At 42.9% G+C, this 12,608-nt stretch carries 11 protein-coding genes; 2 read left to right on the top strand and 9 right to left on the bottom strand.

The genetic code is table 11. The features are described from left to right. Positions 1-152: 152 nt before the first annotated feature. The 8 genes from AC5JL8_RS25980 to AC5JL8_RS25945 all read right to left on the bottom strand — a co-directional run bounded on the left by AC5JL8_RS25980 (position 153) and on the right by AC5JL8_RS25945 (position 9,462). Positions 153-1,544 (bottom strand): UDP-glucose dehydrogenase family protein, encoded by a 1,392-nt coding sequence (locus tag AC5JL8_RS25980; protein ID WP_495882562.1) that lies wholly within the window; start codon positions 1,542-1,544, stop codon positions 153-155. A gap of 153 nt (positions 1,545-1,697) precedes the next feature. Beyond that, positions 1,698-2,648: a UDP-glucuronic acid decarboxylase family protein gene (locus AC5JL8_RS25975; RefSeq protein WP_495882561.1), complete on the bottom strand. Its 951-nt coding sequence runs from the start codon at positions 2,646-2,648 to the stop codon at positions 1,698-1,700. Positions 2,649-2,967: 319 nt separating this feature from the next. Continuing rightward, positions 2,968-5,103, bottom strand: a complete 2,136-nt coding sequence (locus AC5JL8_RS25970; protein ID WP_495882560.1) for a cation:proton antiporter domain-containing protein — start codon at positions 5,101-5,103, stop codon at positions 2,968-2,970. 145 nt (positions 5,104-5,248) lie between these two features. Continuing rightward, positions 5,249-5,905 (bottom strand): HAS-barrel domain-containing protein, encoded by a 657-nt coding sequence (locus AC5JL8_RS25965; RefSeq protein WP_495882559.1) that lies wholly within the window; start codon positions 5,903-5,905, stop codon positions 5,249-5,251. An 83-nt stretch (positions 5,906-5,988) separates the two neighbouring features. Continuing rightward, positions 5,989-6,183 carry an NAD(P)H dehydrogenase subunit NdhS gene (locus tag AC5JL8_RS25960; protein ID WP_495882558.1) on the bottom strand — a complete coding sequence of 65 codons (195 nt, stop codon included), beginning with the start codon at positions 6,181-6,183 and terminating at the stop codon, positions 5,989-5,991. Between the two features lie 109 nt (positions 6,184-6,292). Next, positions 6,293-7,609: a rod shape-determining protein RodA gene (gene rodA, locus AC5JL8_RS25955; protein ID WP_495882557.1), complete on the bottom strand. Its 1,317-nt coding sequence runs from the start codon at positions 7,607-7,609 to the stop codon at positions 6,293-6,295. Positions 7,610-7,710: 101 nt separating this feature from the next. Then, a complete protein-coding gene (locus AC5JL8_RS25950; protein ID WP_495882556.1) occupies positions 7,711-8,781 on the bottom strand; it encodes an Mrp/NBP35 family ATP-binding protein in 1,071 nt (356 codons plus the stop codon). Positions 8,782-8,937: 156 nt separating this feature from the next. After that, the gene (locus tag AC5JL8_RS25945) at positions 8,938-9,462 is read right to left on the bottom strand and encodes an SRPBCC family protein (protein ID WP_495882555.1); all 525 of its coding nucleotides are present in this window, start codon (positions 9,460-9,462) and stop codon (positions 8,938-8,940) included. A gap of 497 nt (positions 9,463-9,959) precedes the next feature. On the opposite strand from AC5JL8_RS25945, the gene hemF reads away from it, so the two are divergent. Further along, positions 9,960-11,012, top strand: a complete 1,053-nt coding sequence (hemF, locus tag AC5JL8_RS25940) for an oxygen-dependent coproporphyrinogen oxidase (RefSeq protein WP_495882554.1) — start codon at positions 9,960-9,962, stop codon at positions 11,010-11,012. 389 nt (positions 11,013-11,401) lie between these two features. Continuing rightward, complete coding sequence (locus tag AC5JL8_RS25935) at positions 11,402-11,770, top strand: STAS domain-containing protein (RefSeq protein WP_495882553.1); 369 nt, start codon at positions 11,402-11,404, stop codon at positions 11,768-11,770. A gap of 101 nt (positions 11,771-11,871) precedes the next feature. On the opposite strand, the gene AC5JL8_RS25930 is transcribed toward AC5JL8_RS25935, so the two are convergent. After that, entirely contained in the window at positions 11,872-12,468 is a 597-nt protein-coding gene (locus tag AC5JL8_RS25930) for a chromophore lyase CpcT/CpeT (protein WP_495882552.1), read from the bottom strand. Between the last annotated feature and the right edge of the window lie 140 nt (positions 12,469-12,608).

The following is a 12,608-nucleotide window of genomic DNA, read 5'->3' as shown; positions in this document are numbered from 1 at the left end:
GTAAGCCCAAAACCTTTAGCTGGCTTGGTTTACAGGCGATTGTCGCCCCTTGAACAAAATTACAGTGCCGCCTAGAAAGATATAGGCGGCACTATTGTTAGTTAGGTTTGGAAAGAAAAAAGATTCTGCTGACTTTTTTAATTTTTCAGTCTTTATCGTCCAACACCTACATATTGGAATCCAGCTCTTACCAAAGTTTCAGGGTCAAGGAAGTTGCGACCATCGATAATCACCGGGTTATTCATCAATTTTGCCATCTTCGCGTAGTCCAAATGGCTAAACTGCTGCCATTCAGTCACGAGTACCAAAGCATCACAAGCGTCGGCAAGCCGTTCGGCATCGGTTTCGACTAGCACGCCCGAAAGACCATGACGCATACCTGTTTGAGAAATAATCGGGTCGTAAGCTTTAACTTTAGCGCCGAGTCGGTTGAGTTGCTCAATTAGGTTGAGTGCTGGTGCGTCGCGCAAATCGTCGGTATCGGGTTTGAAGGTCAGTCCGAGTAGCCCCACGGTTTTGCCTTTGAGGATTTTCAGTGCTTGTTGAAGTTTTTCTAGAGCAATCAGGCGCTGGCGTTCGTTAACACTAACAGCAGCTTTCATAAGCTGGGCTTCATAGCCATAGTCATCAGCAGTGTGAATGAGGGCTGCGACATCTTTGGGGAAGCAGGAACCACCCCAACCAATGCCAGCCTGTAAGAACTTCTTACCTATACGGGAGTCTAAACCGATACCTTTTGCTACCTGAGTGACATCAGCACCAACGCGATCGCAAATATTGGCAACTTCGTTAATAAAACTAATTTTGGTTGCTAAGAAGGCATTAGCAGCGTATTTGATCATTTCTGCTGAACTAAGGTCTGTTACCAGCACTGGCACAGGTGGTAAAGATTTGTCAGCAGCGTACTGGCGTTCGATAATTGGAGTATACAGTTCTTGCATTAAAGCGATCGCTCTTTGACTGTTACCTCCTAGCACAATCCGGTCAGGGTTAAAGGTGTCGTAAACCGCCGAACCTTCGCGCAAAAATTCTGGATTGCTGACAATATCAAACTGAGCTGTAATCTCAGGTAGTTTTTCAGGAATAGCTCCACCACCAGCCGGTACTAGTGCTTTTTGACGTTCAGCGATGCCATCCAAAACAAGCATCCGTACCCAATCACCAGAACCAATTGGTACTGTAGATTTATTGACGATTACCTTATAGCCACCATTGAGATTAGCTCCGATACCACGGGCTACAGCTTCAACGTAACGTGTATCACTTTCACCAGTTGGTAAAGGTGGTGTTCCTACAGCAATAAATAGAATTTCCCCGTGAGCAACTCCGGCAGCGATATCCGTAGAAAACTCGATTTTTCCAGTATGAATGGCAGACTGCATAATTTCCGAGAGTCCTGGCTCGAAAATAGGCGACTGCCCAGACTTCATTAACTTGACTTTTTCTTCGTTGTTATCTACGCAAATGACATCATGCCCGATGTGAGCCAAGCAAGCACCTGTAACCAAACCGACGTAGCCAGTACCAATTACACAAACACGCATTTTGTTTAACTCCTCGCTTTTTTCCGGGTACTTCTTTAGGTAAGAAGTTTTCAGAACGAAATTTATTTATATATGGGTGGAAAATCCGCCACAAAAGTACGGGCTACAAATAAGGTAAGCCTGCACCAAAGTTTAAAGCACTGTTAGCACTTCTTAGGAGACTAACTCCTTGACTTCACTTTGAATACGATTGCGGAAATCTTCTATTGTCAGTTTTAACCCCTGTTGCAGAGGAACGGTAGGTTCCCAATTTAATAAAGTTTTTGCCTTTGTAATATCGGGACGGCGACGGCGAGGATCATCAGAGGGCAGTGGTTCAAACTGAATTTCTGCATCTGGGTTGATCAGGTTTTGCACTGCCTGAGCCAATTCTAAAATAGTGTATTCATCAGGATTTCCTATATTCACAGGGCCAACATAATCGCTATTCATTAGCCTGATAAATCCTTCTACTAAGTCGGAGACATAGCAGAAACTACGGGTTTGCGAACCATCACCGTAGACTGTTAAAGGCTTACCTCGCAGGGATTGAACTATAAAGTTGCTAACTACCCGACCATCGTTTTCTAACATCCGTGGGCCATAAGTATTGAAAATACGCACAACCCGAATATCAACTTTATTTTGTCTGTAATAGTCAAATGCTAGAGTCTCAGCAATTCGTTTGCCTTCGTCGTAGCATGAACGCAGCCCAATAGGATTGACACTACCCCTATACTCTTCTGTTTGGGGATGAACTTCTGGATCGCCGTATACTTCGCTGGTGGAGGCTAAGAAAAATCTCGCTTTCACACGTTTAGCCAATCCCAACATATTCAGTGTCCCCATCACATTAGTTTTGACAGTTTTGACGGGGTTGTACTGGTAATGTACTGGAGAAGCAGGACAAGCTAAATGATAAATTTGATCAACTTCTAGGCGAATAGGTTCGGTGATATCGTGGCGGATGAGTTCAAACGATGGATGATTTAGCCATTTTAGTACATTGCGCTTGTGACCTGTATAAAAATTATCCAAACAAATGATCTCATGCCCATCACCTATTAGTCGGTCGATGAGATGGGAACCAATAAACCCGGCACCGCCCGTCACTAAAATTCTCATAGTTTCCCGGTTGTTTACAGAATATTGTCAGCAGCTATTGTGCGTGTTTGGGATTACCCTGTCTAGGTAAAAAATCCTACGGGTGTAATTTGTTAGATTGCGTCTAGATTTTTCTACAATTCCATTAGCAAAATAACAAACATCGCCTGGAGATTGTAGATTGTAATTCTACAATTCATCAAATCTTCAACAATATTAAATGTTTTTATCACAAAATATTTCAAAATTCTTAATTCATAAAAAAAGATATAAAGCAATGCCTCTAGAGGAAGATAAACAAAAACGCTTCAGGTCTTAAAGATTTTAATTAACCGTATTTTCATATAACAGATGTAGTGCTGGGAACTCCTGTTGGCATAATTACGGTTTGAGTGCGTTGCGGTTCACCGAGCATGACAATAGAGCAGGTGAGTTGTTTAGCTAACTGAGTAGTAACATCACTAATGGCTAACCCACCGGGACTAGTACGATTACGTATAAAAGGTAATACGACTAAATCATATAATCGCGCTGCCTGTAAAACTGCTTGGGCAACATTTTCATGGGCAATGATTTGAATTTCTGGTGGATTTGGCAGAGCCAATTTAGATACTAGTAAGGAGAGATGCGATCGCCTGGCAGCAATTTTGCTGGAACTGGTACGGCGATCGCACACATTGAGTACAGTAACTTGGGCTTGATTGGACTCTGCCAACATCTGAGCAAATTGCACAGGCTGCAATATTGGTGCCATTAAATTTTCTACTGGCACTAAAATCCGCTGAATTTTCTTCGGTGATTCTACTAAACGGGTTACCGCTACAGGACAATGAGATGCCCAAAGAACGTTATCGATGACATTACCAAATAAACGCGCTCTCAACCCTGTACGTTTTCCCCAACCCATGACAATCAAACTAGCTTTTTGTTCACGAGCTGAACGGCTGATTCCCTGAGCAAAATCATCATCGATTCTGAGCAGTGGTTCTGCTACTACGCCCAAGCCTTGGCTGTGTGTTGTGGCTTTTGCCAGTAAGCGCTCACTTCGCTGCAAAGACGCTTCTAGCTGTGGTGCATCCATGTGAGCAGCAGCAGTTGCGATCGCTAACGGTACAATTTTGCCATTTGCCTGACCTGCTAACAATGCCGACAATTCAATTAGATACTGCTGAGTATGGGGATTATAAATAGGTACAACTATAGTCAAAGCGGTGTTAGTTTCTTCTATTTTCTGCTCAGATATGCTTGTTGAGGCTGGCTCCGTAGCATTTGATGCAGCTAATCCAACTGCTACCCGTTCGGTAATTAATGGCCCAAAGGTTGATGTCACGAGCATTAAAACAACGACGCTGTTTAATACTTCAGATGGCAGCAACCCAGCCCGATACCCGATTAACGTTGCTGCTAATGTTACCCCTACCTGGGGTACTGACAGCGACCACATCGTTAGCATTTCCTGCCAGTTATAGCGGTACACTAGTTTAGCCAATAAAGCTGCTATAAATTTGCTGGCAATCAAACCGCATACAACAAAGAGTGTTAACTTGAGACTGAGAATGCTGTTGAAAAAAGCGGGCAAATTTATCAGCAAGCCAAGGTTAACAAAGAAAATCGGAATAAATAGCACACTGCCAACAAATACTACTTTTTCTTTAACTGGCCCTTCACCTACAACTTCATTGACTGCTAAACCAGCTAAAAAGGCTCCGATAATTTTTTCTACCCCGATCAATTGAGCACCTACAGCAACGAGAAACACAGTCAGCAGCACAAATAAAAACTGGTTTCCTTCATTACCTCCAGAACGGCGAAAAAATTCTTTACCTACCCAATCAAAGCCCACTAAAACGACGATAGAGTAAATAGTTAACCAAACCAACAAAGTTAGTAGCTTTGTTAGGCTGAATACTCCTGCTTCAGTAGAACCTATACAAAGAGCTAATAATAGCAGAGTACCAATATCAGTAAAAAGCTTGGCTCCAATTGTGATAGTGACGGCTTCATTGTTGACAACTCCTAGACGACTAATAATCGGATAAGCCAAAAGAGTATGGGAAGCTAATAGAGAGCCAATTAATATTGATGTAATCCAACCAAAGCCCAAAATTTGCCCTATTAAAATTCCCATCACTAAGGGCAGACTGAAGGTGAAGCTGCCAAACCCTAAAGAGCGATTTTTTTTACGGCGAAATTTCTCTATGTCAACTTCTAGCCCTGCTACAAATATTAAGTAAACTAACCCAATATCTGCTAATAGGTTAATTACTGCTGATTCTGTCTGAAATAAATTCCAGCCTGACGGGCCAAGTACTACCCCAGAGAAAACCAAACCAACTAGTCCTGGTAGTCTGAGCCGCTCAAACAGAATGGGAACCACTAAGATAACCACTAGCAAAATAGCAAAGGAAACAATTGGCTCCTTGCCCAGAACTTGGGAGGTTGGTTCCATTGCAAGAACTTGTGATAGGAGTTCCATAGATAGGACTTGAAAGGGCAATAGTGAAGCTGCGATTACCTTAGAGGGCAACCGCCCGATCAATATAACTGTAAAAACCAGCTTGAGAAAAAATTAAAAAAATCTTTACTTATACTATCTAGGCAATTGTCTAGGAACTAACTACCTATGGGTGAACCTGACTCAAAATAAACCGCAAGCGATCGTAGTCATCTTTGAGCAGCAAGCTCAGGGTTCGCCCGGCTTTGATTAGCCATTTGCGGTCAGCTTTACGTAACTGGTAAACTTCTCGAATGGCAGCAGCAGCTAAAGACTCTATTGGCGCACCTTTGACAGAAAGTAGTGTCTGCAGAAAATCCAGTTCTTCGGTAAATTTAATGATCGTTTCTGCCTCACAGCGATAAACAGCTTGATGAATTTGTGGCGGGCGTGGTGGTAAATACTGATACACCCTTTGATTATTTTCTCTGGTATGGGATGAGTATTCAAATCCGACGATCGCGGCCCGAAATTCAGTTTTGAGCATGGCAAATATCTGGGGTTGTTCCTCTCGTAAGTCTTGTAAGGACAACCCCAAGGCTACTGCACGGTGTACAGAATCTATAGGCATAGTGGTGGCATGATACACCACTGCATAAATTTGGTTGCCCGATTCTTCATCTCTAGAACAAACCCAACTACCAAAAGGTGGCATTGGCGGAAAACTCAAGTCTTCCGGTTCCAAACATTGTGCCAAAAATTCGGTGGTAGTAGTTTCGATCACCTCCGCAATATGGTTGGGGTGGCGATCGCCTGTGGCAAACTGTGGCAGAGGAAGGCGCATAGTAGTGCTGAGTGATGAGTAATGGTGAAGAGTTTACAGGTTGTCTAAACTCCTCACCCTTAACTTTTTACTCCGAAAAGAATCTATTTCCCTTTTTTCTTGGCTGTGGTTTCTACGAGTTCCAATTCGCTCAGGCGGAAGGTAATTAATTTATCCCAATTCCCACCTTCAAACAAGACGGCTATTTTGCCATCGCTTACTCGTTGCACGAGTCCTTCATAGCGATAATAGATATCTGTAGGATTCTTGACGCGAACAGTTGCTCCAGGCAGGATCATGATTTTTATCCTCGCTTATTTCCTGTTAATAGCTTAATACTTGTCAGATGTAGTCGGGTGTCTCATGATTTGAGCTATTTCAAAGCCCAGAGTAGATTTGACTGTTGACTTATGAATAATACTTCTGCCGCTGTCGAAAATTTGCTACCGATTCTACTATTCCCAAAGAAATGAAGTTTGTCAGCATCGCAGAACGTCCGTAACTCATCCAAGGTAAAGGAATTCCTGCCACAGGTGCTAAACCAACGGTCATACCCACATTAACAATTAGCTGGAACACAATCATAGACAAAACACCAATAGCCAACAACGAACCAAAATTGTCTTTGGCGGTTTGAGCTACGTGCAAGAGGCGGAAACAAATTAAGCAGAAGGCAAACAACACTACCAAACAACCAACAAAACCGAATTCTTCACCTACTGCCGAGAAAATAAAGTCTGTGTGCTGTTCGGGCACAAAATTCAGTTGAGTCATGGGCCCTTTGAACAGACCCCATCCCCAAATTTCGCCAGCACCGATCGCAATGCGAGATTGAATGAGGTGATATCCTGCGCCAAGGGGGTCATGCTCAGGGTTCATAAATACACTCAATCGGTCTTTTTGATACGGTTTCAGCACATGATTCCAGGCGAATACTCCTAATTCACCACCCAGCATATTCAGTGCCCATGCACCTATAGCACCAAGACCAAATCTGCGCCAGGGGAGAGTCTGCCAACCAACAACACCCATGGCGACTGCCCACAATAATCCTAAAGGCCCAAAAGTTATTTCTTTAAATAAAACTATCGGCTCGGATAAGGGCCAAGATATACTAAAAAGAATAGCGGCAATTATAGGAGAAATCAGTAGTATCAACCAGCCTGGGTTAGCATTTGCCCAGTAAAGCATCCCAACGAAAATAGCACCAAATACCATTGATGTTGCTAAATCTGGTTGCAAAAATACCAAAATCCAAGGAATGGCAGTGATTGCCAAAGCTTTGAAAAAACTATCCAGGGTGGAAGCTGTGCGCTTGTGTAATAAAGCTGCTAGAGTGATAATCATGCCTACTTTGGCAAATTCCGAAGGTTGTACGTTAAAGCCTGCAATATTAATCCACCTCTGCGCTCCTTTGGCACTCGTACCAGCTATCATCACAGCGATTAGGCTGAAGTTTGTTAGAGCATATGTGACCCAGTGCCACTGAATCAGGTTTTCGTAACGGCAGCGAGCTAAAATTAATGTGATCAATGCACCAATACTAGCTACGAGCCAATGCCACCACCAGTCAGTTAGTGGCTGCTTCAGCTCCGTGCTTAAAATCATGACGCCGCCAAAGATACTGACACCAAAAGCCAAAAAAAACAGTAACCAGTCTACTTGCTGCCAAGGTTTAACCCAAGACTTCCAGCGGATTTTGGGGAGCGAACGTTTTAATAACATTGTGTGAGTTTAGACTTGAACTGTGAAATTTCAATTCACTGACTACTATAAATCTGTATTCCCAGGCGATGACCTAGGAACCAGACGAACAAGAAAATTACTTATGTCAAGGCAGCAACTGATACTTTACCAGCAATATTGAGAGCGATCGCAGTTAATGCTATGGCAGAAGCTGAATCTGGCTCGGCAACAACTATGGGCACACCGCTATCACCACCTACTCTTGTGGAAATTTCTAGAGGCACTCGCCCTAATAATGGCACTCCCAACTCCGCTGCTGTTTTCTCGCCACCACCAGAACCAAAGATGTCATACTGCTTATCTGGCATATCTGGTGGAATAAAATAGCTCATATTTTCTACTATTCCCAAGACTGGTACGTTCATTTGCTGGAACATCCGCAATCCCTTACGAGAGTCTAGTAATGCTACGGTTTGCGGTGTAGTCACGATTACTGCTCCTGCCATCGGTACTGCTTGAGTTAAGGTTAATTGAGCATCTCCCGTCCCTGGTGGCATATCTACAATTAAATAATCCAAGTCTCCCCACTGCACTTGATAGAGGAACTGTCGAATCACACCGTTGAGCATTGGGCCACGCCAAATCACTGGCTGATCTCGGTCAATCAAAAAGCCCATTGAGACTAATTTCACGCCGTGATTAAAAGCAGGTTCTAATATTTCACCTTTTTCGCCAGAGCGGACATTAATCTGAGCGTCAGCCAGCCCCAGCATGGTGGGATCGTTGGGGCCATAAATATCGGCATCTAGTAAACCAACTTTTGCTCCTGTTTGTGCTAGAGCAACTGCTATATTAACTGCTACCGTACTTTTACCGACGCCACCTTTGCCACTGGAAACAGCAATAATATTTTTCACCCCAATTACACCAGTGCGATCGGGCAAACTTTTTTGCTGGGGTGTTTCTGCTGTCACCTCTACGCTGACATCAGTAACACCAGGGAGCTTTTTGACAGCCTTTTGACAGTCTTCGACGATAAACTCACGCAGAGGACAGGCGGGTGTGGTCAACACTAAAGTGAAACTAACCTTACCACCGTCAATTTTGACGTTGCGGATCATATTCAGTTCTACCAGGCTTTTCTGGAGTTCTGGGTCTTGCACTGGTCGCAACACTTCTAGGATAGAGCGGGAGTCGATTATATCGTACATAGTGTTTTTACCGTTGCGGCCGTAATAAAATTTTAAAAATTTTCATGATTACCTACATAGAATCTTAACTTTTGCTAAATGCTAATTAACCATTAAGTTTGTATTAAGTAATAGAAAAAACTATTACCTAATTGCCGATCGCCTATCATCTATTGCCTAAAAATCAAAACAACTGTCGTTGAGAGATTTTTTCTTCCTTGATACAGCTTGCAATCCTGCTTTTTCTACCGCCTCGACTAAGGAACGAGCCACGCGATCGGCATAAGGACGAGACAAAGACCATATTAGAGGTGATAACCAACCGCGTAGTGTCACAGAATATGATAAACAAGTGCCACAAACTGTTGATTCAACTCGGTAGGTTACTCGTTCTTCAATGCCAGGAATTGCCAACACTCGGATACTGATCATTTCTCTGGGATTGACGCGCTCCACAAAAATCCGGATGGGGATTGGCGAAAAGCGTGTTACAGCCTGGAAAATCAATCCAGGTTTAGGCACTAATCCGTAAGGGACATTAGTACTCTTAAGTAGTGGATGCCAGGAAACATCTGTGAAGTCAACTACCTGTTGCCAAAGTTCATCTACAGAAGCCGAACTAATTTCCCGATACGTCCGTACCAGAGAAGCGCAAAATCGACGACGTTTGCGTTGGATAAATTTGGATAACCAACCTTGCATTTGCCTAATCCTCCTAGCTACACACTTGCTGGTAACTCTGGCATAATGGGCAACTGTGGTTAGCGTCTGAATAAAACTTCTCAAAATTGCCCTAAATATAGTAATCCCGATTCGGCGCAGATGCTAGTACGATTGGAAGTTTATCCCTCCGGCTCGTGGAACACCATCATCAATACAACACCAAATTATTGAGTAGTCCATTCATGACCCTGATACCTCAACACTGAGAGTGCTTGTAACTAATTTGCCAGAGTCTGGTGTTGGCACCAAAATCTTTTTATCAAGAAATTCAAAAAAAAACTTAGTCAATATACAAGCCTATACGCATTTGAGGGAAAATAACTCTAGTCATGCCCATCAATTATATAAATGCTTGACAAGTTAAGAAAAAAGCAACTTTGGGCAAGTTGAGCCTAATTGTTGGCTCGTGTTGCTCAGAAATTTTTTAATCAAAAATTTCTGGCTTTTGGGAAATTGTAATTTAGGTTCGGGAATCTATGTTGATCAACTCGCAAACCCCAACTCTAGCAGTAGAATCATCGAAGTTTCTACCACCAACTGACGCTAAGGTGAGAGTCAGTCAGTTTATGCAAAATTTACAAGACGAAATTACCCAAGCCTTAGCGGATCTGGATGGTGTCGCTAAGTTTCACGAAGATAGTTGGGAACGCCCAGAAGGGGGCGGAGGGCGATCGCGTGTTCTGCGCGATGGCAAAATATTTGAACAAGCGGGTGTAAATTTTTCTGAAGTTTGGGGTTCCCATTTACCACCTTCAATTTTGGCCCAACGCCCGGAAGCAGCAGGACATAAATTTTATGCTACAGGTACTTCATTAGTATTACATCCTCGGAATCCCTACGTTCCAACCGTACACTTGAATTACCGTTATTTTGAGGCTGGACCAGTGTGGTGGTTTGGTGGTGGTGCTGATTTAACACCTTATTACCCCTTTGCCGAAGATGCAATTCATTTTCATCAAACACTAAAAGAAGCTTGTGACCAACACCATCCAGAATATTATCCAGTCTTTAAGCGTTGGTGTGATGAATATTTCTACCTCAAGCATCGTGGCGAAACCAGAGGAGTTGGTGGCCTGTTTTTAGATTATCAAGATGGGCAAGGTAGTTTATATCGTGGCCCCGACCCAAATGGGGAAGCAGCTAGTTATAGTAACCAAGTTGGAAACCTACCACAACGGACTTGGGAAGAGTTGTTCGCTTTGGTGAACGACTGTGGTCATGCCTTTTTGCCAGCCTACTTGCCAATAGTAGAACGGCGTAAAGATACAGAATATGGCGATCGCCAACGGGATTTCCAACTCTACCGTCGGGGAAGGTATGTAGAATTTAACTTGGTTTACGACCGAGGGACAATTTTTGGGCTGCAAACCAACGGACGCACAGAATCAATTCTCATGTCCTTACCACCCTTGGTGCGTTGGGAGTATGGGTATCAGCCAGCACCAAATACTCCTGAAGCCGATTTATATGAAACTTTCCTCAAGCCTCAAGATTGGATCAACTGGAAACTGAGTAATAATGCAGAGTAATGTGTGTAAGTGTTGAGTAAACTCCTAAAACTCAATCTGGAAGAAGAAAACACGAAATTTTTGTCTTGGGTGCTTGGCATTCCCATGCATGATTTTTTCGTTTTCTTTATTCAACATTTATACCTAAGCACTAAGCACTATTTTGGTGAGTTAAATTACTAAAAGTAACCACTTAGCAAAAAAAGGTGACATTTTTAGCTGTAGCTTGTTAATCTCAATTATCAGCACTGGATCATTCTGTTAGTGGTGAGTCAATTAATTTACTAACTCAGTGGATATCACCCTAGCGATGGGATTAGTATCCCTAGAAAAGCAAGTCTTTTGGCTCACCACTAACAGCCTAAATACAGTAGCAGTTAATCTTGAGAGGAGCGCCATAGGGAGGCTTAGTGATTCAGATAGAGCAAAAAACCTATACAACTCAGGATAATAATACCGTTATTATCTTGGCACCTACAGGACGCCTGGACATCACCACCGCTTGGCAATTTCGCCTGAAGTTACAAGAATGTGTTTCCAAACTCAGTCGTCATGTAGTGGTAAATCTTGGTCAAGTAAATTTTATTGATAGTTCTGGTCTGACTTCTTTGGTTGCTGGGATGCGCGACGCTGATAAACTCAAAGGCAGTTTCCGCATCTGTAATGTACATACAGAAGCAAAGCTTGTGTTTGAAGTCACAATGATGGATACAGTCTTTGAAATATTTGAAACTGAGGAGGAAGCTTTAGAGGGTGTGCCTCGTAGCATTGCTAGCTAGTAATCAAAAATGTTGAGTCATAAGTTAGGAGTCCTGAGTGCCGGCAAACAACAGAAAAAGAGGATTTGAAACGTCTTCATTTTCTTAGCCATACTCAGCACTCAATATTGTTCTCGCTTGGTGTAGCGATAAGGGCCTAAAATCGCTCCCCAAGTGGCTTTTCCAGTGGCTGAATCAATTCCTTTGTCATAACTATGAAATTCAGCCGTAGTAGCTTCAAAGCCCAAAGAAACTTGTATGCTATTGCCTAGATAAGTGAATCGGCAACTAGTATTTGGTAATGGGGTAGCGACAAACTTATAGCTGTTAGAAATTAATGTTTGCTGAGTGACGGTGAGAAAGCAGCCAGGGAGTAAATCTAATTGATCGGGTGTTAGGTTATTCAGTAAAGCTGGATCGCGGCCTGCCCCTTTTAAAGCACTGGGATCTTTAGGCATATAGTATTGCACTTGCAGGTGTGCATCAAAATCTAAGCCTGTCTGTAACCGCATAATTCGCTGGCGGTAAGGATTATTGAGATTGATGATATTTGCTTGTTCCGCAAACAGAGTAATACTGTCTTCGGAAAACAGATTCACTGGCCTTTGCCATAAACGCAGGTGAACATACCAAACAGGATCAGCCATAGCTTGTTCTTGATTGTCGAATTCACCAGCCAGGTACTCACCTAGAGCGATTAATTGTGGGGAGAAGCTCATAAATTGTGATGTACCTCATGAAACAGCGATTTTGGGCTAATGCTTGAGGAAAATAGCCTTCCTAATTTTTACAAATGCAAAAATATTGTAAATCACCTATCTACAACTTGAAACCTGAACTTGGCAAAGTAGCCTTTAAG

The organism is Mojavia sp., from assembly GCF_059505145.1.
Note: the sequence above shows the minus strand (reverse complement) of the source record. Positions and strands in the feature narration are given on the sequence as shown.

What these genes read in the sequence shown, in the direction of transcription:
- AC5JL8_RS25980 (WP_495882562.1), bottom strand. Translation starts at nt 1,544, where the DNA reads ATGCGTGTTTGTGTAATTGGTACTGGCTACGTCGGTTTGGTTACAGGT.
- AC5JL8_RS25975 (WP_495882561.1), bottom strand. Translation starts at nt 2,648, where the DNA reads ATGAGAATTTTAGTGACGGGCGGTGCCGGGTTTATTGGTTCCCATCTC.
- AC5JL8_RS25970 (WP_495882560.1), bottom strand. Translation starts at nt 5,103, where the DNA reads ATGGAACTCCTATCACAAGTTCTTGCAATGGAACCAACCTCCCAAGTT.
- AC5JL8_RS25965 (WP_495882559.1), bottom strand. Translation starts at nt 5,905, where the DNA reads ATGCGCCTTCCTCTGCCACAGTTTGCCACAGGCGATCGCCACCCCAAC.
- AC5JL8_RS25960 (WP_495882558.1), bottom strand. Translation starts at nt 6,183, where the DNA reads ATGATCCTGCCTGGAGCAACTGTTCGCGTCAAGAATCCTACAGATATC.
- rodA (WP_495882557.1), bottom strand. Translation starts at nt 7,609, where the DNA reads ATGTTATTAAAACGTTCGCTCCCCAAAATCCGCTGGAAGTCTTGGGTT.
- AC5JL8_RS25950 (WP_495882556.1), bottom strand. Translation starts at nt 8,781, where the DNA reads ATGTACGATATAATCGACTCCCGCTCTATCCTAGAAGTGTTGCGACCA.
- AC5JL8_RS25945 (WP_495882555.1), bottom strand. Translation starts at nt 9,462, where the DNA reads ATGCAAGGTTGGTTATCCAAATTTATCCAACGCAAACGTCGTCGATTT.
- hemF (WP_495882554.1), top strand. Translation starts at nt 9,960, where the DNA reads ATGTTGATCAACTCGCAAACCCCAACTCTAGCAGTAGAATCATCGAAG.
- AC5JL8_RS25930 (WP_495882552.1), bottom strand. Translation starts at nt 12,468, where the DNA reads ATGAGCTTCTCCCCACAATTAATCGCTCTAGGTGAGTACCTGGCTGGT.